A 20,180-nucleotide genomic window follows, 5' to 3' on the forward strand; every position below is an offset into this window, starting at 1 on the left:
GTTCCAAAAGAGTTTTTGAACACAGACACGCAGGAATAGGTGATGACTGGCTACACCGCGACGGTGACGGTTCGGCTGAAGCAGGGTGTCCTCGACCCTGAAGCGGAAACTACCCGACAAGCACTAGAACGACTCAGCTTCGAACTGGAGTCGCTCCGTTCGGCGGACCAGTTCGAAATCGACCTCGATGCCGAATCCGTCACTGACGCCGAAGAGCGCGCCGGAGAGATGGCGGAGCGTCTGCTCGCCAATCCGACGATTCACGACTATACGGTGGCCGTCGAGGAACGATGACCGTCGCTATCGTTCAGTTCGGCGGGAGCAACTGTGACCGAGACGCCAAACGCGCACTTTCACACCTCGATATCGACGCCGAGCTCGTGTGGCACGAGGATGGGTTACCAGCGGACGTAAGCGGTGTAATGCTCCCCGGTGGGTTCTCCTACGGCGACTACCTCCGTGCGGGAGCCATCGCCGCGAACTCGCCGATCGTCGCCGAAGTGCGCGAGGCCGCCGAGTCGGGTGTCCCCGTCCTCGGCGTCTGTAATGGCGCACAAATCGGCTGTGAATCGGGGCTGACTCCCGGTGCGTTCACGACCAACCGAAGTGCACGCTTCCAGTGCGAACACGTCTACCTACGCGTCGAGAACGCCGATACCCCGTGGACCGCTGTCTACGATGAGGGCGAGGTCATCGAAGTTCCGATCGCTCACGGCGAAGGCCGATTCGAAATTACCGAGGAGAAGTACGACGAACTCGATTCGGAGGGACGAGTCCTCTTTCGCTACTGCGACGAAGACGGTACCGTGAGTGATGCAACGAACCCGAACGGGTCGAAAGGAAACGTCGCCGGAATCGTCGGCGAGTCGGACACCGTCGCGGTCATGATGCCGCATCCGGAGCGGGCGACCCTGCCGGACATCGGGGGAACTGACGGTGAAGGCGTGCTGTACGGTTTCGCGTAAGTCCGGACGTTGCACGGATTTCGTCTTTTGTTTTCATCGACCGGACGAGAAGACGCCGGTAAGACGTGGCAGTTCACGCGAAATCGCCCGTCGCTTCAGCAGACAGAATCCGACGAAGATGATGAGGAACCCGAGCGCGGTGAGGGGCGTGATGGTTTCATCGAGGAACAACAGGCCAGCGACCGCAGCGAAGACGGGTGCGACGTAGGAGACGAGATTGATTTCGATGGGACCGAGTCGTTCCAGCAGGTCGAAGTAGACCAGAAAGCCGATCGCGCTGGCGGCGAGCGAGAGATAGGCGAGTGAGACGAGTGCTTCCGGCGTCCACTCGACCGCGGCGAACGATTCACTGGGGCGGGCGATGCTGATGACGTGCATCATGAGCGCGCCGAGTAGCATCGACCACGCTTCCATCGTTTCGATGGGCAGTTCGGCGTCGATTCGGCGTGTGAGTACGCTTCCAAAGGCGAACGAGAGCGCCGCCAGCAGCACGAGGATTTTGCCGACGAAATCGTCCGCAAGCAGGTTGTTCGGGTTCGGTTGGCTCAACACGGCGACACCGACGAGTCCGAGGAAGAGTCCGGCGATTCCCGACGGTTCGAGCCGTTCGCTGGGAAGGAGGACGCGCGCGAACCCCGTGGTGAGGACGGGGCTGAAGCTGACGATAATAGCCGCGACGGCACTCGTCGTCTCCGTTTCGCCGATGAAGAGGAAAGCGTGATAGCCCGCAATCATCAACGCGGCGCCGACGAGGACGAGTCGCCACTCATCGTTGGTGCGCGGAAGCCATCGGTCGGTGACGTAGACGGCATACGCGAGCATCAGGACGCCCGCAACGTCGTAGCGGATGGCCGCGAACAACACCGGTGGGAAGTAGTCCAGTCCGACCTTGATGGCCATGAACGCGGACCCCCAGACGGCGGCGAGGAAGACGAACAGCACTGCATTTCTGTACCGGGTCACTACTCGACATCACCCTCGCGGAAGGGAGTAGCTTTCGAAAACCCCCGTCGAATGCCGGAGTTAGTAGTAAACTTTCGGGACGCCGCTCCGCTCAAAGTATTTGTTTCCTTCGTCGGACTCGCTCGGCGGGACGTACTGTCGGACACCGTTCTTGCGGATTTCGTAGTGAACGTGCGGGCCGGTGGAGTTACCGGTGCTTCCCATCTCTCCGATGTGCTGGTCCCAGTAGACGCTCTCGCCTTCCGAGACGAGAACGGAGTAGAGGTGACCGTACAAGGTTTGGAAGCCACCGCTGTGATTGATGATGATGTAGTTTCCATACCCGTCAGGGTCCCATCCGACGGTTCCGACGGTTCCGCCGCGAGTCGCGCGGACGTTCGTGTATCGGTCGTTGGCGATGTCCACGGCACCGTGATTACCCGAACTTCGACTGTCGTAGTAGGTCGCGGTGACGATTCCAGTTGCGGGATAAGAGAAGTCCGAGTGAACGAGCCAGTCGCCTGCGGACCAGCCAGTAACCGTACTTCCGCTCGAATCCGCGTTGTATCGTACCTTCCACCAGGTGTAGCCGTTCGAGTTTTGTGGGCCAGCGAGAACGTAACCGCCGGTATATTTGTCGGCGACCGCTTTTCGGGAGTAACCCGTTCCCGGACCGGAACGAACGGAGAGGTCCTCCGTCGTATAGACGGAGCTATATTTGTTGAATCGTGCAGCACTCGCTGTTTCGGAGAGTGCACCGACACCAGCAGCGGCGGCGGCGGTTCCGGCAGCAGCAGTCATGAACTGTCGTCGTCCAAGCGTTTTGTGTGAACGCATGAAACACAAATAGCGTAGTCAGCACTTAATACTACAATCTAGTATACTAGATTTATTACTAATTGTTGTGAATTTATTTGCCAGCCATATCTCAGGAGGGCATGGTGAGTTCGAACATATGTCAAATAATATAGCTAGCCGGGGATTACAAAGACGAACCGAATAGATCGGTGATTCGTGGTTAAAATCTGGTTGGTATCCAATGGGCACCGCCTTCGGACGTGTTATTTCGAGGAGCGGCGCTGATCACGAATCGCACGAATCACGTCTTGTCGCGCGATGATTCCGACGAGTGTGCCGTTTTCGAGCACGGGTAATCGGTTGATATCCGCCTCGGCGTCGGCCAGCAAATCGAGAATCCGGTCCAACTCATCGTTCGGCGAAACCGTCACCACCTCCTCGGTCATGATCTCGTGGATCGGTTTGCCCGCGTTTTTCGCGAGGTCGAGTCCGGCGTCGAGTTCGTTCCACGAGAGGTCGATTCCGTACTCCAGACTCTCGAGAAACGGTGGGAAACCGATCGGAATCCAGAGCGTCCGGTCGCTTGGTTGAAAAATGTGGACGAGATCGTGCTGTGTCACGATACCGACGAGTTCCCCATCTTCGACGACCGGGAAACCGTTGAACTGAACACGGGCAAGGCGGGTCAACACCTCACCGATCTCGTCGTCGGGAGAAACCGTTTCGACGTCGGTCGTCATAAGGTCACGAGCGGTGATTGCCATACGAGATGGAAGGTGAGATGGCAGCGTAAACCTTGTTACGGGGTGGAAAAGCATCGAGGGTTTAGCAACGGCGTCGAGCCAGTCGAAGATGATGGAATGGTTTCGACTGTGACCGTTAGATACGAACCGACCGCTCACAGGCACAACGGTCGCGTTATCCATCGTGCTCCGGTACGACAGAAATACGTCGAGAAAAGGCCCGATTTCCCGTCGTCTTCCGGTACGCAAAAGAGCACTGACATCCTACTAGCGAGCATGGTCTCGGCCGCCACGGCGTTCGGATTCCTCGTCATCATCCTCGTCAACACCGTCATCACGGCAGTCGTTATTCGTTTTTTCCGCCTTCGTCTCTCGACGAAGTGGGGCGCCGTGGTGTACTCACTCCTCCTCGTCCCCTTGGTTTATGTCGCCACCACCATCCTGTTGAGTGGTGCGGTCGGACTCGGGGGCACCGGCATCCGAGATAGGGGAACCGCGCTCATTCTCGTCTGGGTGCTTCCATTCACGCTCGGGCTCTCCATCGACCTGTTCTGGATGCCCCCGCCCGAGGAAGTCGACCTGCCGAACAAATCGAACAAGCAACAACAGAGTCGCTGACGGGACGACTGCGAACCAGCCGACGCCCGCAAAAACCGCCACTCCTTCCCAGAGATACAGAACACTCACGGGACCGACGATGATCATCAATATCGCGGTTCCGACTACCGCTCGAAACCACGGTGCTGGCGAACCTTGGAGAGCGAACAAAGCGTCGATCGCATCGAAAAGAAGCAGGAAAACGACGAGCGTTCGGACACGAACGCGAAGTCGTGCCGACTTTTCCGGATGCTCCGGGCGTTCGAAGAGGGGAGCGATGAGGCGAACCCGGTCGGGGAACGTCACCGGTGGAAGGCGCATCGGGGGCAGTGTTAAACTGAATCCCGAGTCGTCATCCCGTTCTGCCATAGGGGTCGTACGACCCCCACCCTGAAAACTACTCGTCCGACCGGTCGTCCAATAGATCGTTCCGACCGTCCACACTACTCGTCGCTCGTGACGCGTTCGATGGTCGAAACGACGCTGTCGATGACCGCCTCGGGCGATCGTGTCGCGTCGATACGGACGAAGCGACCGGGTTCCGCATCCATCAATCGTTCGTAGTTCGACTGCACCTGCGCGAGGAATCCAGCCTGTTCGAACTTGTTCGTCGCCCCACTCCGCGCCGCCGCGGTTTCCGGGTCAACGTCGAGATAGATAGTGCAGTCCGGCGGTCGTGTCCATGGCTTGTGAACTCCGATTATGTACTCCATCGGTCGCGTGACGTGGCCTTCCAGCGCGACCGCTTGGTAGGCATAGCGGGAGTCCGAGTAGCGGTCGGAAATGACGAGTTTTCCGTCGTCCAACGCGGGCCGAATCGTGTTCGAGAGATGAGCCGCGTGGTCCGCGGTGTACAGAAACAGTTCGGCAATGGAGTCCGCATCGTCGTCATTAATTGAACGATCGACAGCCTCCCCGTACCACGAGTTCGTCGGTTCGCGGGTGAACACCGCATCGGAAAACTCCTCGTGGAGCACCTCCCAGACGGTCGTTTTTCCGCTCCCGTCGAGTCCCTCCAGCGTTAGCAGCATAGCCGGACCTTCGAGTTGGGAGGTAAAACCTTCCGGGTTTCGTGGTAGACAGCTTTACCTACAATCACGTACATATCCGTACTATGAAGGTTCTCGTAGCTGGCGGTACCGGATTTATCGGGCGCAATCTCGTTCGCGAACTACACGGGCGAGGACACGAGGTGACGGTGCTCGCACGCACTCCGGACGATGCCGACGTTCCAGCGGGTGTCGAACAAGCGACAGGCGATGTGACCGCACTCGCGTCCATCGAGAACGCGTTCGAGAACCAAGATGCAGTCGTAAATCTCGTGGCCCTCTCGCCGTTGTTCAAACCGCCGCGAGGAGTGACACACATGAGCGTTCATCTCGGTGGCACCCAGAACATCGTCCAGGCCGCCGAAGAGCACGGTGTCGGAAAAATCGTCCAGATGAGCGCCCTCGGTGCGGACCCGACCGGTCCGACGGAGTACATTCGATCGAAGGGACAGGCAGAGGGACTCGTGAAAAATTCAGACCTCCGGTGGACGATTTTCCGCCCGTCGGTCGTCTTCGGCGACAAGAGCGAGTTTCTCTCGTTCACGAAGAAACTCACGCCGCCGTATCTGGCACCGCTTCCCGGCGGTGGCAGAACGCGATTCCAACCGATCTGGATCGGTGACCTCGCACCGATGCTCGCCGCCAGCGTCGAGGAAACACACGACGGCGAAACTTACGAAATCGGCGGACCGGAAGTACTCACCCTCGCTGACGTGGCGCGACTCGTCCGGCAGGCGGAGGGGCAACCGGTGACTATCGTTTCGGTGCCGATGGCATTGGCGGGGGCGGGGTTGAAAATCGGCGGGACGATTCCGGGTGCCCCGATGGGTGCGGACCAGTATCGGTCGCTGAAGTTCGACAACACCGTGCAGGAGAACGACGTGACGGCGTTCGGCGTCGAACCAAGTTCGTTGACGACGCTGGCGACATACCTCGGCGTCGAAAGCTGAGGCGCTCGAACCAGCGTCTGGACGAGCGCGCGCGGAGTTGGCAATTTTCTAACTAGTTTGCACATATCCACACTTCATAACCCCCGACATCGTGGACATATCCAGACTTAAAGAGAGGATGTCTGCGTACTGTCTATTCCGATACCAGAATGGTGATAAAATACCGCCTCAAGGCGTTTACTGCTGCGACTATCTTTTAAGTAATACACCAAACACCACAAGGTTTATACGGTGTTTAGTTCTGTTGTTCTCTCAACGGAGAACGGTACCGAAAAATGAAACTCGCGATGATCGGATTCGGTCAGGCAGGCGGAAAAATAGTTGACAAGTTCCTGGAATATGACCAGCGAACACGAAGCGGCATCGTGCGCGCCGCAGTCGCAGTCAACACCGCTCGCGCTGACCTCATGGGCCTACAGCACGTTCCGGAGGAAAACCGGGTGCTCATCGGACAGTCCCGCGTCAAAGGTCACGGCGTGGGTGCGGACAACGAACTCGGCGCGGAAATCGCCGAAGAGGACATCGACGAAGTACAGGGAGCGATCGACAACATCCCCGTTCACGAAGTCGACGCGTTTCTCATCATCGCCGGAATGGGCGGCGGTTCAGGAAGTGGTGGCGCACCGGTCGTCGCCAAACACCTGAAACGAATTTACACCGAACCCGTCTACGGACTCGGTATCCTCCCTGGCGGCGACGAAGGAGGCATCTACACCCTCAACGCGGCGCGCTCGTTCCAGACGTTCGTCCGCGAAGTGGACAACCTGATGGTGTTCGACAACGACTCGTGGCGCCAATCGGGTGAGAGCGTTCAGAGCGGCTACTCCGAAATCAACGAGGAGATCGTTACGCGGTTCGGTATCCTCTTCGGAGCAGGTGAAATCGGCGGCGACGACGACGTTGCAGAGAGCGTCGTGGACTCCAGCGAAATCATCAACACGCTCGCTGGGGGCGGCGTCTCGACCATCGGCTACGCCGCCGAGGAAGTCGAAATGCAGAACTCCGGCGGGCTCCTTTCCCGATTCACCGGCAGCGGTGGCGGTCAAACGGAGGATACCGCACACACGACGAACCGAATCACCAGTCTCGTGCGAAAGGCAGCACTCGGCCGTCTAACGCTTCCGTGTGAGATTCAGGGAACCGAGCGTGCACTGCTCGTCATGAGCGGTCCGACCGAGCACCTGAACCGCAAAGGGATAGAGCGCGGGCGGAAGTGGCTGGAGGAGCAAACCGGCAGTATGGAAGTTCGCGGCGGCGATTATCCCGTCAACGAACCCAACGTGGCCAGCGTCGTCCTCCTCTCGGGAGTGACGAACGTGCCACGAATCAAGGAGCTTCAGCAGGTCGCCATCGAAGCGCAGGACAACATCGACGACATCAAACAGGAGAGCGAGACGAATCTCGAAAATCTCGTTGAGGATGATGAGGATGAACTCGACCCGTTGTTCTAAGCTGACAGCACTTCTCCTCGTCCTCACACTTGCCCTCTCGGCAGTCGTCCCTGCCGCGGCGATTTCGACCGAGACGCAAGGCATTCCTGACGACGCGAACGTGGGAGACGAAGTGAGCGCGAAGCTGACGCTAACCGACCTCTACAGCGACTACGAGCAGTGGACGCTCAACGGTGAGACTGAACTGATGGACGTAACGTGGACGGTGACGACGTACGACCAGGCCGGAAATCAGAAGGCGAAAAAGTCCTACGACGGCCAGTCGTTCAACCACTCCCTCACGCTCGACAGTGACGCGAGCGAAACAGTGGTGAAGGTGTCCGGAACGGTTCCGGAAATCGAGAACTTCACATACGAACCCCAACAGGCGTTCACGCTCGCCACACTGAGCCAGACCCGAGAGGGCGGCAACAGCGACGAAATCGATTCGTGGTCGGCGAACTACCACACCGAGGATAGCACGGACGCACGAGAAGCGATAGCCGCCGCGCAGAAGGCCATCGATGAAGCCCCGGCCGGTGCGAACACCGAGGATGCCGAGGGACGCGTCGAAAACGCCATCTCCGCCTACGAGGCGGGTAACTTCGGCAACGCCGTCGATATCGCCGGACAAGCGGAAAACAGCGCCAGTTCGGCCGCAGAGAAGGCCAACAAATCGGCCCAACAGAGCGAACTGCTGATGTACGGTGGCGTCGCTATCGTGGGTCTCGTAGTCGTCGGCGGTGCTGGGTTCTGGTACCGTTCCCAGCAACGGAACACGAACCGACTGCGGTAACGACACTGACGCCGATTTTCGACGCCGTTTTCGCAACTTCTTAACACGCCAACCCAGTAGGGATGACCATGCAGGTGGTGGTGCCGTTCTCGGCGAGCGACCCGAAAACGCGATTGGCCGACACCCTCGGCCCCGACGAGCGTCGGGAGTTCTCGATGGCGATGCTCGAAGACGTACTCTCGGCGATTCGCGCGACGGGACACGAACCGCGAGTGCTCACCACCAGTCCAACCGACGTGGACGCACCCCAGACGGTCGATTCACGACCATTGACTCCCGCGGTGAACGACATGCTGGGGGAAAACGACGCCACCGCAATCGTGATGGCGGACCTCGCGCTGGCGACGCCGAACGCATTGGAACGGCTTTTCTCGACCGCTGGCGACGTGGTGCTCGCGCCGGGTCGCGGCGGCGGGACGAACGCGCTCGTCTCCCGCCACGACGAATTTCGGGTGGATTACCACGGAACCTCGTATCTCGACCATTGCCGAATCGCGAACGATGCGGGGGCCTCAGTCGCGGAGGTGGATTCACACCGGCTCGCAACCGACGTGGACGAATCGGCCGACATCGCGGAGGTGCTGATGCATAGCGACGGGTCGGCCCGCGATTGGCTTCGGGGGGCAGGCTTCTCGCTCTCAGTGACGGACGGACGAGTCGAGGCGGGTCGGGACCGGCGAATCGAGGGGACGGGGCAGTAGGGAAAACTGGACGGTCGAAGGAAACTATCGGTCGAAAATTACGCCAGGACACGGATCGGAACGGTGGTCGAGTTCGTCGCTGGACGCGTTTCGAGGTCCAGCGGTTCCGGCGCGGTGGTCGTGGCGAACTGGAGTCGGACATGTCCGAGCCACGGAATTCGGAGTTTCGCCTTGCCGACGACCCACGACGGTTTGACGGGACCGGTGTACGCGCCGAATCCGACTTGGTCGTAGCCAGCGTTGTTGTCGCCCTTGGTGATGAAACCGGCGTGTGGGGCCGGGCAGTTGGCCAGTTCTCGGCAGTTGTCCGCATCGCCGACATAATCGGGGGTGGCTCTGCCGTACCAGTTTTCGCCCCCTTCGACCCAAAGCATGGCGCGGTGGATTATCGGCGTCGCCCGTCCGTTTCCGTCCGGCTTGAAGATTATCACGTCGCCGGGTTCGTTGAACGACGAATAGCCGGACCGCTGTCCGGCGCGGTAGGTGACGATTCCCGTATTTGCATGCGCACCATCGCCCGCGAATCGATGTTCTTCCATCACGAAGATGAGGTCACCGCGGTACATCTGCGGCTCCATACTGCCGCTTTCGACGGCCACCAGCGGCGGCCAGACGCCGCTGATCGCGAACAGGAGCAGACCGATTCCGACCGCCCACATCGCCGTCGTGAGGATATCACGGATGAAGGCGACCGGTTCGTCCTCGGTCGTTCTGAACCAGTGGAAAACTTCGCGTGGAGAGGCGTCGTCGGGCGGTGACATTCGTTATTTTGTTTTGAGAGTTAAATGGCTTGAAGATTCGGATTTCACGGGTTGTTATAGAAAGTGAGCAAGTCGCCCTTGTGAGTCGGTTTTATCGTAACGTCGGAGGGTAACGCTTCTGTCGCTGAACACTGCTGACTCTACTCGATGTCTTGTTTTGGGGAAGTGGATCACTGCATTCACCAAAGTCCCGGAGCAGTATAGAAAGAAAATATCAATCCACATTATTGATAAGGAATCAACGAATAAGGACGGTCCCACACACTCGTATCCGACTTCCAAACGAACTTTTACCCACCCGTCCAACAACCAGTCAATGATTCCGGGGGCCGACGAGTACGATATCGACATCACGTTCGACGAGGCCGACATCGACCGACTGCTCGCCGTCACCCCGGAGGACGTGGAACCGGCGGAATCGCTCACCTACGCGAAGAACGTCTTCATCCCCCTCACGACGGCCTGCCGGTACACCTGCACCTACTGCACCTACTTCGACCCGCCGGGGGAGGCCTCCTTGCTCTCGCCCGAAGAAGTCCGAGAAACCGTCAAGATGGGTGCGGACGCAGGCTGTACGGAAGCCCTGTTCACCTTCGGCGACGACCCCGACGACCGCTACACGAAGGTCAATGACCAACTCGCGGAGTGGGGGCACGATTCCATCCATTCGTACCTCCGCGAGATGTGTGAACTCGCGCTGGAGGAGGGACTGCTCCCCCACTCGAATCCGGGCGACCAGACACGCGACCAGATGGAACTCGTCGCCGACGTGAACGCCAGCATGGGCGTAATGCTGGAGACGACGGCCGACGTGTCGGCCCACGCGGGCCCTCGACGGAAGAACCCCGGCCAACGACTCGCCACGATCCGAACGGCGGGCGAATTGAACGTTCCGTTTACCACCGGACTCCTCGTCGGTATCGGCGAGGGGTGGCGCGATAGAGCCGAGAGCCTGCTTGCAATTCGGGAACTCCACGAGCGGTACAGTCACATTCAGGAAGTCATCGTGCAGAACGTCGTACCCAACGAGCGCTCACGGTTCGAACAACCGTCCGTCGAAACGATGCGACGGGCCGTGGCGATGGCCCGAGCGGCACTTCCCGACGAGGTTTCCGTACAGGTACCGCCGAACCTCTCGCCGACGCGCGAACTCCTCGACTGCGGCGTCGATGATTTGGGCGGCGTCTCGCCAGTCACGGACGACTATATCAATCCGGAGTACGCGTGGCCCGCATTACGGGAGTTGGAGGACATCGCGGCGGAAGCCGGGGTGCCGTTACGTGAGCGATTACCAGTGTATCGTCGATTCCTCGATGACGAACGGGAGTGGACGTCCGCTCGCATCCGGCAGAAAATCGAATCCGACGGTGTCGCAGGTGAGCGATACCGGACTGTTCTCTCCCGGAACGAGCCTTCCTACCGGCCGCCATCGTGAACCCATCGGTGGCACCGACACGACAGCCGATCCGATCTGACATCATGCCAGTAAACCGGGCACCATGGGGTCACACGTTTCATACCCTACTCGAGGAGTGGCGTTCCGTCGGCACACGGACCGAAGGTCGGACCGAACGGAGAATCGTCGGGGTCGATCGGTCGAATCTGCCGGTAGTCGGTGGTACGCTCCGCTGGAGTCCGGCCGATTGCGGTTATCATCTCGACGTACTCCTCGAACGAGCGGAACTCGCCGAACTCGCCCCCCGCCCGTTTCGTGATTTCCTCGGAGAGGATGGTTCCCATGAAGTCGTTTGCGCCACAGGAGAGCATCTTTAACCCCTGTGCGTCGCCGTACTTCACCCACGACGATTGGATGTTCTCGACGTTGTCCAGAAAGAGCCGCGAGACGGCAATCATCAGTTCGTCCTCGTGGGTGGTCGCGCCAGCATCGACCATTCCACGTTCGTAGAGCGGCGTGTTTCGATGGACGAACGATAGCGGAACGAACTCGGTTATCGCGCCGGTTCGGTCTTGGAGGTCACGAACCCGCTCCAAATGCATCACGCGGTGCATCTCGTTTTCAACGTGGCCGTACATGATGGTCGCCGTCATGTCGAGTCCGACGGCCGCCGCGGCTTCCATCGATTCCAACCACTCGTTCGTGTCGATTTTTCCGGGACAGATGACTCTGCGCACCTCGTCCACCAGAATCTCGGCGGCGGTGCCGGGAACGCTCGCCAGTCCGGCGGATTGCAGTTTCTCAAACACCGCTTCGTACCCCCACTCCGTCCCACGCCGGGCGTGATAGGCTTCCTCCGGCGTCATCGAGTGGACGTGGATTCCGGAAAGGTTCATCGCGCGGAGATGTTCGACGTACGTTTTCGGGTCGGTTTCGTATGCCTCGGGCGATTTGTAGTTCAGGTCGCCGCGGTCACTGGCTTCGAGAATTTCACGGTGTTCGTCATCCAACGCGAGTCCGGGATGGAGTCCGCTGACGGACGTCACCTCGTAAATACCGCGTTCTCGGGCGTCCGCGACGAGATCGCGGGATTCTTCCGGCGTTTTCGTGAATCCACCGTGTTCGCCAGCGCCGACTTCGAAATTCTGGGCAGTGTTCTTGAAATTACAGAAGAGACAGCCGGTGTTGCAGGCGGTCGTGACGTTGTTGTTCAGGTTGGCAACGAATGTGACGTAGTCGCCGACGACTTCCTCTCTGCGCCGGTCCGCGGCCTCCAACACGCGTTCCTTTCTGGCGATGTCGATACCGAGCGATTCCGTTCCGGTCGTCAGCAGTTCGACGCCGTCCGCCACCGTCAACCGCTCGCCGTTTCGTGCCGCTTCGAGCGCGTTCTCGAACGATTGGTCGGTTTCGGGGACGTGTTCGAAACCGAACTGGTCCCGCGGAACGTTGTTTTCCCCGCGCACGTTAGCCATATCCTCCTCATCCAGTTCGACCGTGAAAAAGCGCAGGGTCACGGCAGAACCCATCACACGAGTGTGTATATCTCTCAGCAGCCTACCGGCTCATTTCAACATGAGGATGGAAACTTCTTAGTCCGGGCACGGTAGACCACACACCATGACGAGTGTGAAGGAGTTCCGGGTCGAGCGTGAACCGACGCCGGACTCCCTCGGACGTGGCTCGTTCGTCTTTACCGACGACTATTCGGTGTTCGACTGGGGCAAGATGCCCGACGAAATCGAGGATAAAGGTGCGAGCCTCTGCACCATGGGGGCGTTCAACTTCGAGCTGTTGGAAGATGCCGGAATCCCGACGCACTATCGCGGCGTCGTCTCGGATGGCGAGGTCGTTTCCCTGTCCGACGCGACAACACCGCCGACCGAGATGGCCATCGATCTCACACAGGTGCCGAACCTGCCGCGTGAGGGTCGAAACTACGACTACGACCTGTTCCACAGTGGAGCTGACGACAACTACCTCATCCCACTCGAAATCGTTTTCCGGAACAGCGTGCCAGTCGGGTCGAGTCTCCGACGCCGCACCGACCCCGCCGACCACGGGTTGGACTTTCCCGAGTGGCCCGAGGGCGCGGTCCAACTCGAAGAACCCGTCGTCGAATTCTCCACGAAATACGAGGAAGAAGACCGCTATCTCTCACGGCGAGAGGCAGACACGATCGCCGGAAAGGCAAGCGTCGAGACGCTCGAAACCCTCGCCAACGAGGTCAACGATATCATCACCAAACAGGCCGCCGAAGCCGACCTCGTTCACGAGGACGGGAAAATCGAGTGTTGCTACTACGACGGGGAAATCCGCGTCGCGGACGTGGTCGGGACGTTCGACGAGAATCGATTCACGTTCTACAGCCAACAGGTGAGCAAGGAGTTCATCCGCCAGTACCACAAGCGCGAGCAGTCCGGGTGGGTCGATGCAGTGTACGACGCGAAGGAAAGCGCAAAAGAGCGCGGTATCGCCGACTGGAAATCCCTGTGCGAAGTTGAACCGGAACCGCTCCCCGACGACGTGCTAACCGCAGCCCATGACCTCTACACTGGCGGTGCGAACGCCTACATCGGTCGCGAGTTCTTCGACGCTCCGGACCTCGAAGAGGCCGTGATGACTATCAAGGATTTGTAAGGGAAGTTTCGCGGGCTGATTTTGAAAGCGGTTGTCGGAGAAGGTGGTCACACGTTGGCTGAATCTGCTGTGTACAAGCATCGCGTCTGTAAAGCGAAGTCATAGTATCGTTCCATCGACGATTGGAAGTGTGCTACCATTCGCTGATCGATCACAAAACCACCGCTAATACTTCACCTCGACGGAACTACCGAGGTATTTCGAGATCACCTCTGACACCGTATCGGCCTTGAACTCCGCCAACTGCTCCCCGATTTCCTCCTTGAGGGCATCGTAATACTCCTCGTCAGTTTCGAAGGCGCGGTACTCCACACTCGTCACCGAAACGCCGAGCGCGTCGCTCGTCAGGTCGCGAAAATGCCGATCGTCGCCGATTTCACCGCGCCAGAGGTTGTCGCGGAAAAACAGCCACCCATCGGTCCCCGGTGGGTCGGCCCGTCGTGACAGGCGCGTCTCGAACTCCCGAGGTTCGAGCGAGAGACCGGAAGCGGTCGGGTCGAGGCGGAATCGAACCGCGAAGACGTACCGGGCGTTCATCAGCGCACGTCGTCGAACCGCTCGGCCATCTCCACGTCTTTGTCCGTAATCCCACCCGCTTCGTGGCTGGTCAGTCGAACTTCTACCTCCTCGTATCCGATGATGATCTCCGGATGGTGAAACTCCTCTTCCGATATTTCACCGATTTCGGAGGCGAACGCGACACCATCGAGATAATCGTCGAACTCGTAGCTACGGACGATTTCGTCGGCCTCGCGTTCCCAACCGTTCGGTAGTCGAGTCTGAATCTCGTCGTCGGAAAGTAGGCTTGCCATGCCTGGGCGGACGAGTGGAAATAAGATAAAAGCGTTTGCCGTCTCGGTGGTATGTTGCGTTCCTCGCTCCTGTGAAGTCCTTCGATATGCGTTCCGAGTGGCTCAGTCGTCCGCGGCCGATTCGAGTTGCTTAGCCACGAACTCCGGCGGTTCCTCGGCGGTCTCGGGACTGAACAGTTGCAGTGCGGTGTTGATGGTCGTCCAATCGTCTTTCGCTGCCGCGTCGCGCAGGCTCTTGGTCGGCGGTGCGAGCAGTTGTGACAAAAGCGCATCCGCCATGGATTCAACGATCGCCTGTTGGTCGTCGTCCAAGCCTTTCGCGTCGAGTCGAGCGAGTGCGGTTTGGAGCTCTCGCTCCTTCACCCGTTCCGCACCTTCATACATCGCCGCGATAGCTTCGTCAGCGCGTTTTCGTTTGTACTGTTCGAGCAAGTTTTCGAACTCCCGGTCGACCATCGTTTCGACCGACTCGGCGGCGGCCCGTCGTCGGTTTCGTGTTTCGTCCGTAACCGACTCCAGTGCGGCCATATCGTGGACGGAGACCCCATCGAGTGCGGCTACGGCGGGCGAAACGTCGCGGGGTTGTGCGATATCGACGACCAACGTCTCGTCAGAACCCGAAAGGAGGTCGGCATCGAGGACGTATCCATCGCTTCCGGTCGCCGTGACGACCACATCAGTCCGCGGGAGACAGGCGGGAAGCGCCGTCAGGCCGACAGCACGAGCGTCGGGGATGCTGACCTCCTCCGCAACCGTCTCAGCGCGCTCGACCGACCGATTGGCGACGATGAGCGTCTCGATATTTGCATCCGCCAGTGCGTGCGCCGCGATGGTTCCCATCTCACCCGCTCCGACGACGAGTGCCGTTGCACCATCGAGATCGCGGTGTTCGTCCGCAAGCGCTACCGCGGCACTACCAACCGAAACGACCCCCTCGTTGATCGCCGTCTCGGTACGAGCACGTTCGCCGACGTGAATCGCCTTCATCAGTGCCTCTTCGAGCATCGGGCCGATAGCTCCGATGGATCGTGCGGACTTGTACGATTCGCGCACCTGCCCGATTATCTGATCTTCACCGAGGACGATGGATTCCAGTCCCGCGGTAACACGCAAGAGGTGACGCAGGCTCTCTTCGTGCCCCATCGTCACGACAGCGTGGTCGGCTACGTCCGGGGCGAACCCCTGGAGGACTTCTCCTCCGGCCGACGGTGTGTCGGTCACGATGTACGCTTCGAAGCGGTTGCACGTCTGAAGCGCGAACGCTTCCGTCACGCATGGTTCTTTGACGAGTCGTGCGACGATTTCCTGTTGGTCAGCATGACAAGCTGCCGCAACATCGTCGAGACTCGCTCGGTCGTGGGAAACCCGCACGCCCGAGATTACGCCACCTGTTGTTGTCACGAGGTTTGCCTCCGGGGAATAGAGAATATACGATTCATACGAAGCGCTCCCAGTCTTACTATCAGTCCGTTAGAATGGGCCATATGTAAAGGCTTCTGACTTGCGTCCGGTTGCCGCTACCTCTCAGGTCGGACGCGCAGGACGTTCACCCTTCGACGCCAGTCACCTCGAACCCGAGATCTTGGATTCCATCCAGAATGCCCTGCTGATCGGCAGTTGCTTCGTAATAAAACACCACGTCGAACGATCCGTCGCGGAGCAACTGCTGACACTCCCAGACGAATTCGTCGTCCGAGAGCGTCAGACCCTGATGCTGATTCGACGCGAAATCCGTGTCGTCGGTGCCGGAGTAGACGTACGTGTCGCTAGCGTCGAGGCCCGCGTTTTCCGCGATCACGTCGCCGATGTCTACACACGCCTGATGCATCTCGATGTCCGCGTCACTTCCGAGGTCAGTGTGGACGATGGCTCCATTGAGCGCTATCTCGCCAGGTTCGAGGAGTCGTTTCGTGCGCCGATAAAGGTCGTCGTCGATGACGCGATCCATATCCGAGGATACGTGGCGGCCGTTATACGACCTACGATTACGCCGTCGCTCTCGAGTACAGACGATGCTCAAAAATTGTAGTTTTCGCGCGGCAGTGTGACCTCCCGCGGGAAGTAATCACTACCGATACGTTTACAGGCGCGTGACGTTGGTCGCGCGTGGACCTTTGTCGGCCTGTTCGATGTCGAATTCGACTTCTTGGCCCTCTTCGAGGTCTGGGCCGCCGACGTCTTCCATGTGGAAGAACACGTCTTCGTCTTCGTCCTCTGCGTCAATAAATCCGTAACCACCGGTCTCGTTGAAGAAGTCAACCGTACCTTTCGCCATTGCATTCTACCAGAGAGAGGCCACAGTTAAAAAGGTATGCAACTGACCTCGTGAAAATGTCAATATTATAATTTAACAAGCATGGAGCCGGAGGATAAGGCTGATAGCGATCGAACGAGTGAGAACGAGCAAGACGATGTTGACGCGGGCCCGGCGACAGTTGGAGACTGCCTACGAACGACATTTGCGGCGGAGTATTTCGGGCGCACCGACCCACGTCGCGGTCATTCAGGACGGAAATCGACGGTACGCGACGAAACAGGGCGAGGAAGCCTCCGACGGCCATCGGGAGGGTGCAAAAACGACCGAGCGCGTCCTCGACTGGTGTGAGGATATCGGCGTCGAAGAGCTAACGCTGTACACCTTCTCGACCGAGAATTTCGACCGTCCGAAGGACCAACGCGAATCCCTGTTCGACCTGTTGGAGGACAAGCTGTACGAGTTCGCCGACGCGGAACGCGTCCACGAGAGCGGCGTCTGCATCCGGGCAATCGGTGACGTCCCTGAACTGCCGCCGCGCGTTCGGGATGCCATCGACTACGCCGAAGGACAAACCCGCGACTACGACAATTTCGTCCTCAACATCGCGCTAGCCTACGGCGGCAGGAACGAACTCCTCGGCGCGGCCCGAGACGTGGCCCGTGAAGTCGAAACGGGTGACCTCTCCCCGGACGACATCAACGTCGAAACCATCGAAGCGCGACTCTACGACCGCCCGCTCCGCGACGTGGACCTCATCATCCGAACCGGCGGCGACGAACGAACGAGCAACTTCCTCCCGTGGCACGCCAACGGCAACGAGGCCGCCGTCTTCTTCTGTACGCCCTACTGGCCCGAGTTCTCGAAGATCGACTTCCTGCGCGCAGTTCGAACCTACGAATCCCGCGAGCAATCGTTCCACCAGGCGAAAGTCCAGCGCGCGCTGGCACTCGTACGGGCGGTGGGTGGCGTGGAGTTGGACGAAGCGCGCTCGATTATCCGGACGTTCCGCGAATACGTGCCGGATGGAGTATCGATGGACGAATTGGAGAGCGGCGAGGAACAAAATTCTGGGTAGTATTCTCGAATTCGCGCGGGATTCCATTAAAAGAATGAATCGAAGAACAGCAGTGAACACGTGTGGTTCGATGGTCGCATCGATGGGTCTCGCCGGTTGTGCAGTATCCTGACCTCGAACGACGAGCCAGTCCCGACATTTGCGGAAAACGATGATACTGTCGAACATTCGGCTACAGTGACAATAAATTAGTTCCCACCCAGATCCACGTTTCGCAGTGTCGGCATCGGGCCGGGCGTGACGATCGGGACGCCACTCACACGCAAGCGAGCGTCGCTGATCGTCGTCCGTCGCCCGCTCTTTATGGTGATTCCATCCCGCTTGCCGAGCGGGTGGTGAATCGAGAAATCCTCGAATCTACAGCCGTTCCGTCCTGCGAGAAGGACGGCGGTTCCGTCCGTCGCGGTTCCGGAAATCGAGACGTTCTCGCAACTGACGTGAGTGTCCGATGGAAGACGTTTCATGCTCGGCATCGTTTCCGGGTCATACTCGGTCGTCGGCACGCGAATGTTGATGGCCGGTACGCTGCGATCCGTTCGAATCGTCGTATTCGTGATTTTCGCGCTTCCGAACTGCGTTTCGACCACGATGCCGCCCGAGCTGTACGTCCCGGTCAAGTCCGTGATGTCGATGGTGCAGTTGTCCACGACTGCGTTCGTCCCTTCCTCCAACCAAATCCCACGCATGTTCGGTTTCGCTTCCGAGTTCTGTGGGTCGTCCATACGAACGGTCGCGTTTTCCACCCGTGCTCCGGTCGTTCCGCCACCGATTCGTATCTGGTCGATACCGTTGTTCGCGTAGGTCCCGCCGCTGACCAGGAGTGGGCCGGAGTGCGGGGATGCATAGAGACCCTCCGCCCAATGTTCCACGTGACAATCGACGAATTTCAGCGATCCATGGCCTGTATGCGTGAAGATCGCGTTTCCATTCCGCGACCCACCTCGCATGTAGACTCGTTCGACGAGCAGTGATGCGGACCGCTTTGGAACTTCGAGTTCGAGACCGCTCCGTGGGTACGGACCACGACTCCCCTTGAACGTCAGATTCCGAAGGACGTTGTTCCCCCCGGCAACCGAGAAAGCGACGACGGGGGCCGCCGTGGGTTCCCGATAGTCGAAGGTGAACCCATCGAGCACGAGGTCTCGAACCGGTTCCCCGTAAATCCAGTTTCCCTGCTCTCCCGCCGGAACGACGAGCGTGGACTCGTTTCCCACGAGCCCACAGTTCGAGTAGTGGGAGAGGTCCAGGTTCGAGAGTCGATACGTTCCGGGGGGAAAGTAGAGCAGGGTTCCATCGCGTATCGACCGATTCACGACCGTATCGACCGATTCGGCACTATCCCGGTCCAGTTCCCCGATGTCGATGATCTCCTCGAATCGGTTGCGGTACGGACGGATAACCGACTCTTTGCTCGGTTCGGACATCCCGCCACACCCCGCAACCGCCGTCGCGAGCGCGACACCGGCTGCCTGGAGATACGCCCGTCTCCCAGTCCCATCACTCGGTGTCCCCATCCCGATGAGTACAACTGTCGTCTTCTATTTCATAATTATGGAACTAGCGGTTTCGAGACCGGCGGAACGGAGTATAAGCAGTCCTTTCGGGACATGTTCGAAAAGGCGTGTGACTGGATGGCTGTCCCTACCGCCCGAACCGTCGCTGTCGATTCTTGTAATCCAAAATTGCACGAAGATAATCCCGTTGGCGGAAATCCCGCCAGTTCACGTCGGTAAAGTATAGTTCCGAATACACCGACTGCCAGATCATGAAGTCCGACAGGCGTTCCGCCCCGGTTTTGATGACGATGTCGGGGTCGGTCGGAAACACCAGTCTCGACTCGATGGCCGATTCGTCGATTCCGTCCACCGACACGTCTCCTGCTTTCACGTCCTTTGCAACCGCGCGCACCGCCTGCGCGAATTCACTTTTCCCACCGAGTCCGATACTCACCTGAATCGGTGCCTCGGCGGGCGTGAGATCGTCCGGGCCGCGCACCGCGATGTCTCGCGGTGCGCGGATGCTTTCGAGTTCGCGTTTGAGGGTCGGCACCGCGCCGGAATCCAGCACGCTAACGTAGACGGTGACGCGCTCCGCGCCGTAGTCGAACGTCCAGTCGAAGAACGATTCGAGCGTTTCGTAGGCGCCCTGTTCGAGCAGGTCGCGTTCGGTGATGACGACGGCGATGTGACTGGGTGCGTCCGCTCCGTGGCGGCGGACGCGTGCCGTGAGGTACCGGTCGTAAAGTCCCACTGGCGCGGAGTTACCGCT

23 protein-coding genes are annotated in these 20,180 nt (G+C 59.3%); 9 read left to right on the top strand and 14 right to left on the bottom strand.

Translation table 11 applies throughout. The features are described from left to right. Nucleotides 1-42 precede the first annotated feature (42 nt). Together purS and purQ are read left to right on the top strand one after the other, a co-directional pair. Nucleotides 43-294, top strand: coding sequence for a phosphoribosylformylglycinamidine synthase subunit PurS (gene purS, locus OOF89_RS04055; protein WP_266078701.1), 252 nt, complete (start codon nt 43-45; stop codon nt 292-294). Then, nucleotides 291-965, top strand: coding sequence for a phosphoribosylformylglycinamidine synthase I (purQ, locus tag OOF89_RS04060; RefSeq protein WP_266078703.1), 675 nt, complete (start codon nt 291-293; stop codon nt 963-965). Before purS ends, purQ begins: the two co-directional genes overlap by 4 nt. A 33-nt stretch (nt 966-998) precedes the next feature. On the opposite strand, the gene OOF89_RS04065 is transcribed toward purQ, so the two are convergent. From OOF89_RS04065 to tmk, 5 genes are all read right to left on the bottom strand, one after another. Continuing rightward, entirely contained in the window at nt 999-1,928 is a 930-nt protein-coding gene (locus OOF89_RS04065) for a DMT family transporter (RefSeq protein ID WP_266078705.1), read from the bottom strand. A gap of 60 nt (nt 1,929-1,988) precedes the next feature. Continuing rightward, nucleotides 1,989-2,744, bottom strand: a complete 756-nt coding sequence (locus OOF89_RS04070; protein ID WP_303657566.1) for a M23 family metallopeptidase — start codon at nt 2,742-2,744, stop codon at nt 1,989-1,991. Between the two features lie 224 nt (nt 2,745-2,968). Beyond that, nucleotides 2,969-3,469 carry a CBS domain-containing protein gene (locus OOF89_RS04075; protein WP_266078707.1) on the bottom strand — a complete coding sequence of 167 codons (501 nt, stop codon included), beginning with the start codon at nt 3,467-3,469 and terminating at the stop codon, nt 2,969-2,971. 378 nt (nt 3,470-3,847) lie between these two features. Further along, a complete protein-coding gene (locus OOF89_RS04080) occupies nt 3,848-4,414 on the bottom strand; it encodes a hypothetical protein (protein WP_266078709.1) in 567 nt (188 codons plus the stop codon). 74 nt (nt 4,415-4,488) lie between these two features. After that, a complete protein-coding gene (gene tmk, locus OOF89_RS04085; protein WP_266078711.1) occupies nt 4,489-5,076 on the bottom strand; it encodes a dTMP kinase in 588 nt (195 codons plus the stop codon). Between the two features lie 83 nt (nt 5,077-5,159). Here tmk and OOF89_RS04090 point away from each other — a divergent pair, with 83 nt between their 5' ends. From OOF89_RS04090 to cofC, 4 genes are all read left to right on the top strand, one after another. Next, nucleotides 5,160-6,044, top strand: a complete 885-nt coding sequence (locus tag OOF89_RS04090) for a complex I NDUFA9 subunit family protein (RefSeq protein WP_266078713.1) — start codon at nt 5,160-5,162, stop codon at nt 6,042-6,044. Between the two features lie 275 nt (nt 6,045-6,319). Beyond that, nucleotides 6,320-7,495: a tubulin/FtsZ family protein gene (locus tag OOF89_RS04095; protein ID WP_266078715.1), complete on the top strand. Its 1,176-nt coding sequence runs from the start codon at nt 6,320-6,322 to the stop codon at nt 7,493-7,495. Continuing rightward, a complete protein-coding gene (locus tag OOF89_RS04100; protein WP_266078716.1) occupies nt 7,473-8,270 on the top strand; it encodes a hypothetical protein in 798 nt (265 codons plus the stop codon). The genes OOF89_RS04095 and OOF89_RS04100 overlap by 23 nt, the downstream gene beginning before the upstream one ends. Nucleotides 8,271-8,338: 68 nt before the next feature. Then, complete coding sequence (cofC, locus tag OOF89_RS04105) at nt 8,339-8,971, top strand: 2-phospho-L-lactate guanylyltransferase (RefSeq protein WP_266078717.1); 633 nt, start codon at nt 8,339-8,341, stop codon at nt 8,969-8,971. 38 nt (nt 8,972-9,009) lie between these two features. Here the strand turns inward: cofC and OOF89_RS04110 are convergent, their stop codons facing one another. Next, the gene (locus tag OOF89_RS04110) at nt 9,010-9,732 is read right to left on the bottom strand and encodes a S26 family signal peptidase (RefSeq protein ID WP_266078719.1); all 723 of its coding nucleotides are present in this window, start codon (nt 9,730-9,732) and stop codon (nt 9,010-9,012) included. 316 nt (nt 9,733-10,048) lie between these two features. Between OOF89_RS04110 and cofG the strand changes: the two genes are divergently transcribed. Then, nucleotides 10,049-11,167: a 7,8-didemethyl-8-hydroxy-5-deazariboflavin synthase subunit CofG gene (gene cofG / locus OOF89_RS04115; protein ID WP_266078721.1), complete on the top strand. Its 1,119-nt coding sequence runs from the start codon at nt 10,049-10,051 to the stop codon at nt 11,165-11,167. An 86-nt stretch (nt 11,168-11,253) separates the two neighbouring features. On the opposite strand, the gene cofH is transcribed toward cofG, so the two are convergent. After that, the gene (gene cofH, locus OOF89_RS04120; protein ID WP_266079852.1) at nt 11,254-12,603 is read right to left on the bottom strand and encodes a 7,8-didemethyl-8-hydroxy-5-deazariboflavin synthase subunit CofH; all 1,350 of its coding nucleotides are present in this window, start codon (nt 12,601-12,603) and stop codon (nt 11,254-11,256) included. Between the two features lie 145 nt (nt 12,604-12,748). Here cofH and OOF89_RS04125 point away from each other — a divergent pair, with 145 nt between their 5' ends. Beyond that, nucleotides 12,749-13,768 carry a phosphoribosylaminoimidazolesuccinocarboxamide synthase gene (locus OOF89_RS04125; protein WP_266078723.1) on the top strand — a complete coding sequence of 340 codons (1,020 nt, stop codon included), beginning with the start codon at nt 12,749-12,751 and terminating at the stop codon, nt 13,766-13,768. A 165-nt stretch (nt 13,769-13,933) separates the two neighbouring features. Here the strand turns inward: OOF89_RS04125 and lwrS are convergent, their stop codons facing one another. From lwrS to OOF89_RS04150, 5 genes are all read right to left on the bottom strand, one after another. Beyond that, the gene (gene lwrS / locus OOF89_RS04130; RefSeq protein ID WP_266078725.1) at nt 13,934-14,305 is read right to left on the bottom strand and encodes an LWR-salt protein; all 372 of its coding nucleotides are present in this window, start codon (nt 14,303-14,305) and stop codon (nt 13,934-13,936) included. Continuing rightward, nucleotides 14,305-14,580, bottom strand: coding sequence for a 4a-hydroxytetrahydrobiopterin dehydratase (locus OOF89_RS04135; protein WP_266078726.1), 276 nt, complete (start codon nt 14,578-14,580; stop codon nt 14,305-14,307). Before OOF89_RS04135 ends, lwrS begins: the two co-directional genes overlap by 1 nt. Nucleotides 14,581-14,682: 102 nt before the next feature. Beyond that, on the bottom strand, nt 14,683-15,981 hold the full coding sequence (gene hemA / locus OOF89_RS04140) for a glutamyl-tRNA reductase (protein ID WP_266078728.1): 1,299 nt from the start codon (nt 15,979-15,981) through the stop codon (nt 14,683-14,685). Nucleotides 15,982-16,126: 145 nt separating this feature from the next. Continuing rightward, on the bottom strand, nt 16,127-16,528 hold the full coding sequence (locus tag OOF89_RS04145; protein ID WP_266078730.1) for a DUF5778 family protein: 402 nt from the start codon (nt 16,526-16,528) through the stop codon (nt 16,127-16,129). A gap of 132 nt (nt 16,529-16,660) precedes the next feature. Continuing rightward, nucleotides 16,661-16,855, bottom strand: a complete 195-nt coding sequence (locus tag OOF89_RS04150; protein WP_266078732.1) for a cold-shock protein — start codon at nt 16,853-16,855, stop codon at nt 16,661-16,663. 136 nt (nt 16,856-16,991) lie between these two features. On the opposite strand from OOF89_RS04150, the gene uppS reads away from it, so the two are divergent. Further along, nucleotides 16,992-17,912: a polyprenyl diphosphate synthase gene (uppS, locus tag OOF89_RS04155; protein WP_266078734.1), complete on the top strand. Its 921-nt coding sequence runs from the start codon at nt 16,992-16,994 to the stop codon at nt 17,910-17,912. Nucleotides 17,913-18,100: 188 nt separating this feature from the next. Here uppS and OOF89_RS04160 read toward each other — a convergent pair whose 3' ends face one another. Together OOF89_RS04160 and OOF89_RS04165 are read right to left on the bottom strand one after the other, a co-directional pair. Beyond that, nucleotides 18,101-19,426, bottom strand: coding sequence for a right-handed parallel beta-helix repeat-containing protein (locus OOF89_RS04160; protein WP_266078736.1), 1,326 nt, complete (start codon nt 19,424-19,426; stop codon nt 18,101-18,103). Nucleotides 19,427-19,553: 127 nt separating this feature from the next. Continuing rightward, nucleotides 19,554-20,162 (bottom strand): undecaprenyl diphosphate synthase family protein, encoded by a 609-nt coding sequence (locus tag OOF89_RS04165; protein ID WP_266078738.1) that lies wholly within the window; start codon nt 20,160-20,162, stop codon nt 19,554-19,556. Nucleotides 20,163-20,180 lie beyond the last annotated feature (18 nt).

The organism is Haladaptatus caseinilyticus (genome assembly GCF_026248685.1).
GTDB classification, from domain to species: Archaea; Halobacteriota; Halobacteria; order Halobacteriales; family Haladaptataceae; genus Haladaptatus; species Haladaptatus caseinilyticus.

What these genes read in the sequence shown, in the direction of transcription:
- purS (WP_266078701.1), top strand. Translation starts at nt 43, where the DNA reads ATGACTGGCTACACCGCGACGGTGACGGTTCGGCTGAAGCAGGGTGTC.
- tmk (WP_266078711.1), bottom strand. Translation starts at nt 5,076, where the DNA reads ATGCTGCTAACGCTGGAGGGACTCGACGGGAGCGGAAAAACGACCGTC.
- purQ (WP_266078703.1), top strand. Translation starts at nt 291, where the DNA reads ATGACCGTCGCTATCGTTCAGTTCGGCGGGAGCAACTGTGACCGAGAC.
- OOF89_RS04135 (WP_266078726.1), bottom strand. Translation starts at nt 14,580, where the DNA reads ATGGCAAGCCTACTTTCCGACGACGAGATTCAGACTCGACTACCGAAC.
- OOF89_RS04070 (WP_303657566.1), bottom strand. Translation starts at nt 2,744, where the DNA reads ATGCGTTCACACAAAACGCTTGGACGACGACAGTTCATGACTGCTGCT.
- OOF89_RS04075 (WP_266078707.1), bottom strand. Translation starts at nt 3,469, where the DNA reads ATGGCAATCACCGCTCGTGACCTTATGACGACCGACGTCGAAACGGTT.
- OOF89_RS04100 (WP_266078716.1), top strand. Translation starts at nt 7,473, where the DNA reads ATGAACTCGACCCGTTGTTCTAAGCTGACAGCACTTCTCCTCGTCCTC.
- OOF89_RS04090 (WP_266078713.1), top strand. Translation starts at nt 5,160, where the DNA reads ATGAAGGTTCTCGTAGCTGGCGGTACCGGATTTATCGGGCGCAATCTC.
- OOF89_RS04095 (WP_266078715.1), top strand. Translation starts at nt 6,320, where the DNA reads ATGAAACTCGCGATGATCGGATTCGGTCAGGCAGGCGGAAAAATAGTT.
- OOF89_RS04150 (WP_266078732.1), bottom strand. Translation starts at nt 16,855, where the DNA reads ATGGCGAAAGGTACGGTTGACTTCTTCAACGAGACCGGTGGTTACGGA.
- lwrS (WP_266078725.1), bottom strand. Translation starts at nt 14,305, where the DNA reads ATGAACGCCCGGTACGTCTTCGCGGTTCGATTCCGCCTCGACCCGACC.
- OOF89_RS04145 (WP_266078730.1), bottom strand. Translation starts at nt 16,528, where the DNA reads ATGGATCGCGTCATCGACGACGACCTTTATCGGCGCACGAAACGACTC.
- OOF89_RS04125 (WP_266078723.1), top strand. Translation starts at nt 12,749, where the DNA reads ATGACGAGTGTGAAGGAGTTCCGGGTCGAGCGTGAACCGACGCCGGAC.
- OOF89_RS04110 (WP_266078719.1), bottom strand. Translation starts at nt 9,732, where the DNA reads ATGTCACCGCCCGACGACGCCTCTCCACGCGAAGTTTTCCACTGGTTC.
- cofG (WP_266078721.1), top strand. Translation starts at nt 10,049, where the DNA reads ATGATTCCGGGGGCCGACGAGTACGATATCGACATCACGTTCGACGAG.
- OOF89_RS04160 (WP_266078736.1), bottom strand. Translation starts at nt 19,426, where the DNA reads ATGGGGACACCGAGTGATGGGACTGGGAGACGGGCGTATCTCCAGGCA.
- uppS (WP_266078734.1), top strand. Translation starts at nt 16,992, where the DNA reads ATGTTGACGCGGGCCCGGCGACAGTTGGAGACTGCCTACGAACGACAT.
- cofC (WP_266078717.1), top strand. Translation starts at nt 8,339, where the DNA reads ATGCAGGTGGTGGTGCCGTTCTCGGCGAGCGACCCGAAAACGCGATTG.
- OOF89_RS04080 (WP_266078709.1), bottom strand. Translation starts at nt 4,414, where the DNA reads ATGGCAGAACGGGATGACGACTCGGGATTCAGTTTAACACTGCCCCCG.
- cofH (WP_266079852.1), bottom strand. Translation starts at nt 12,603, where the DNA reads ATGGCTAACGTGCGCGGGGAAAACAACGTTCCGCGGGACCAGTTCGGT.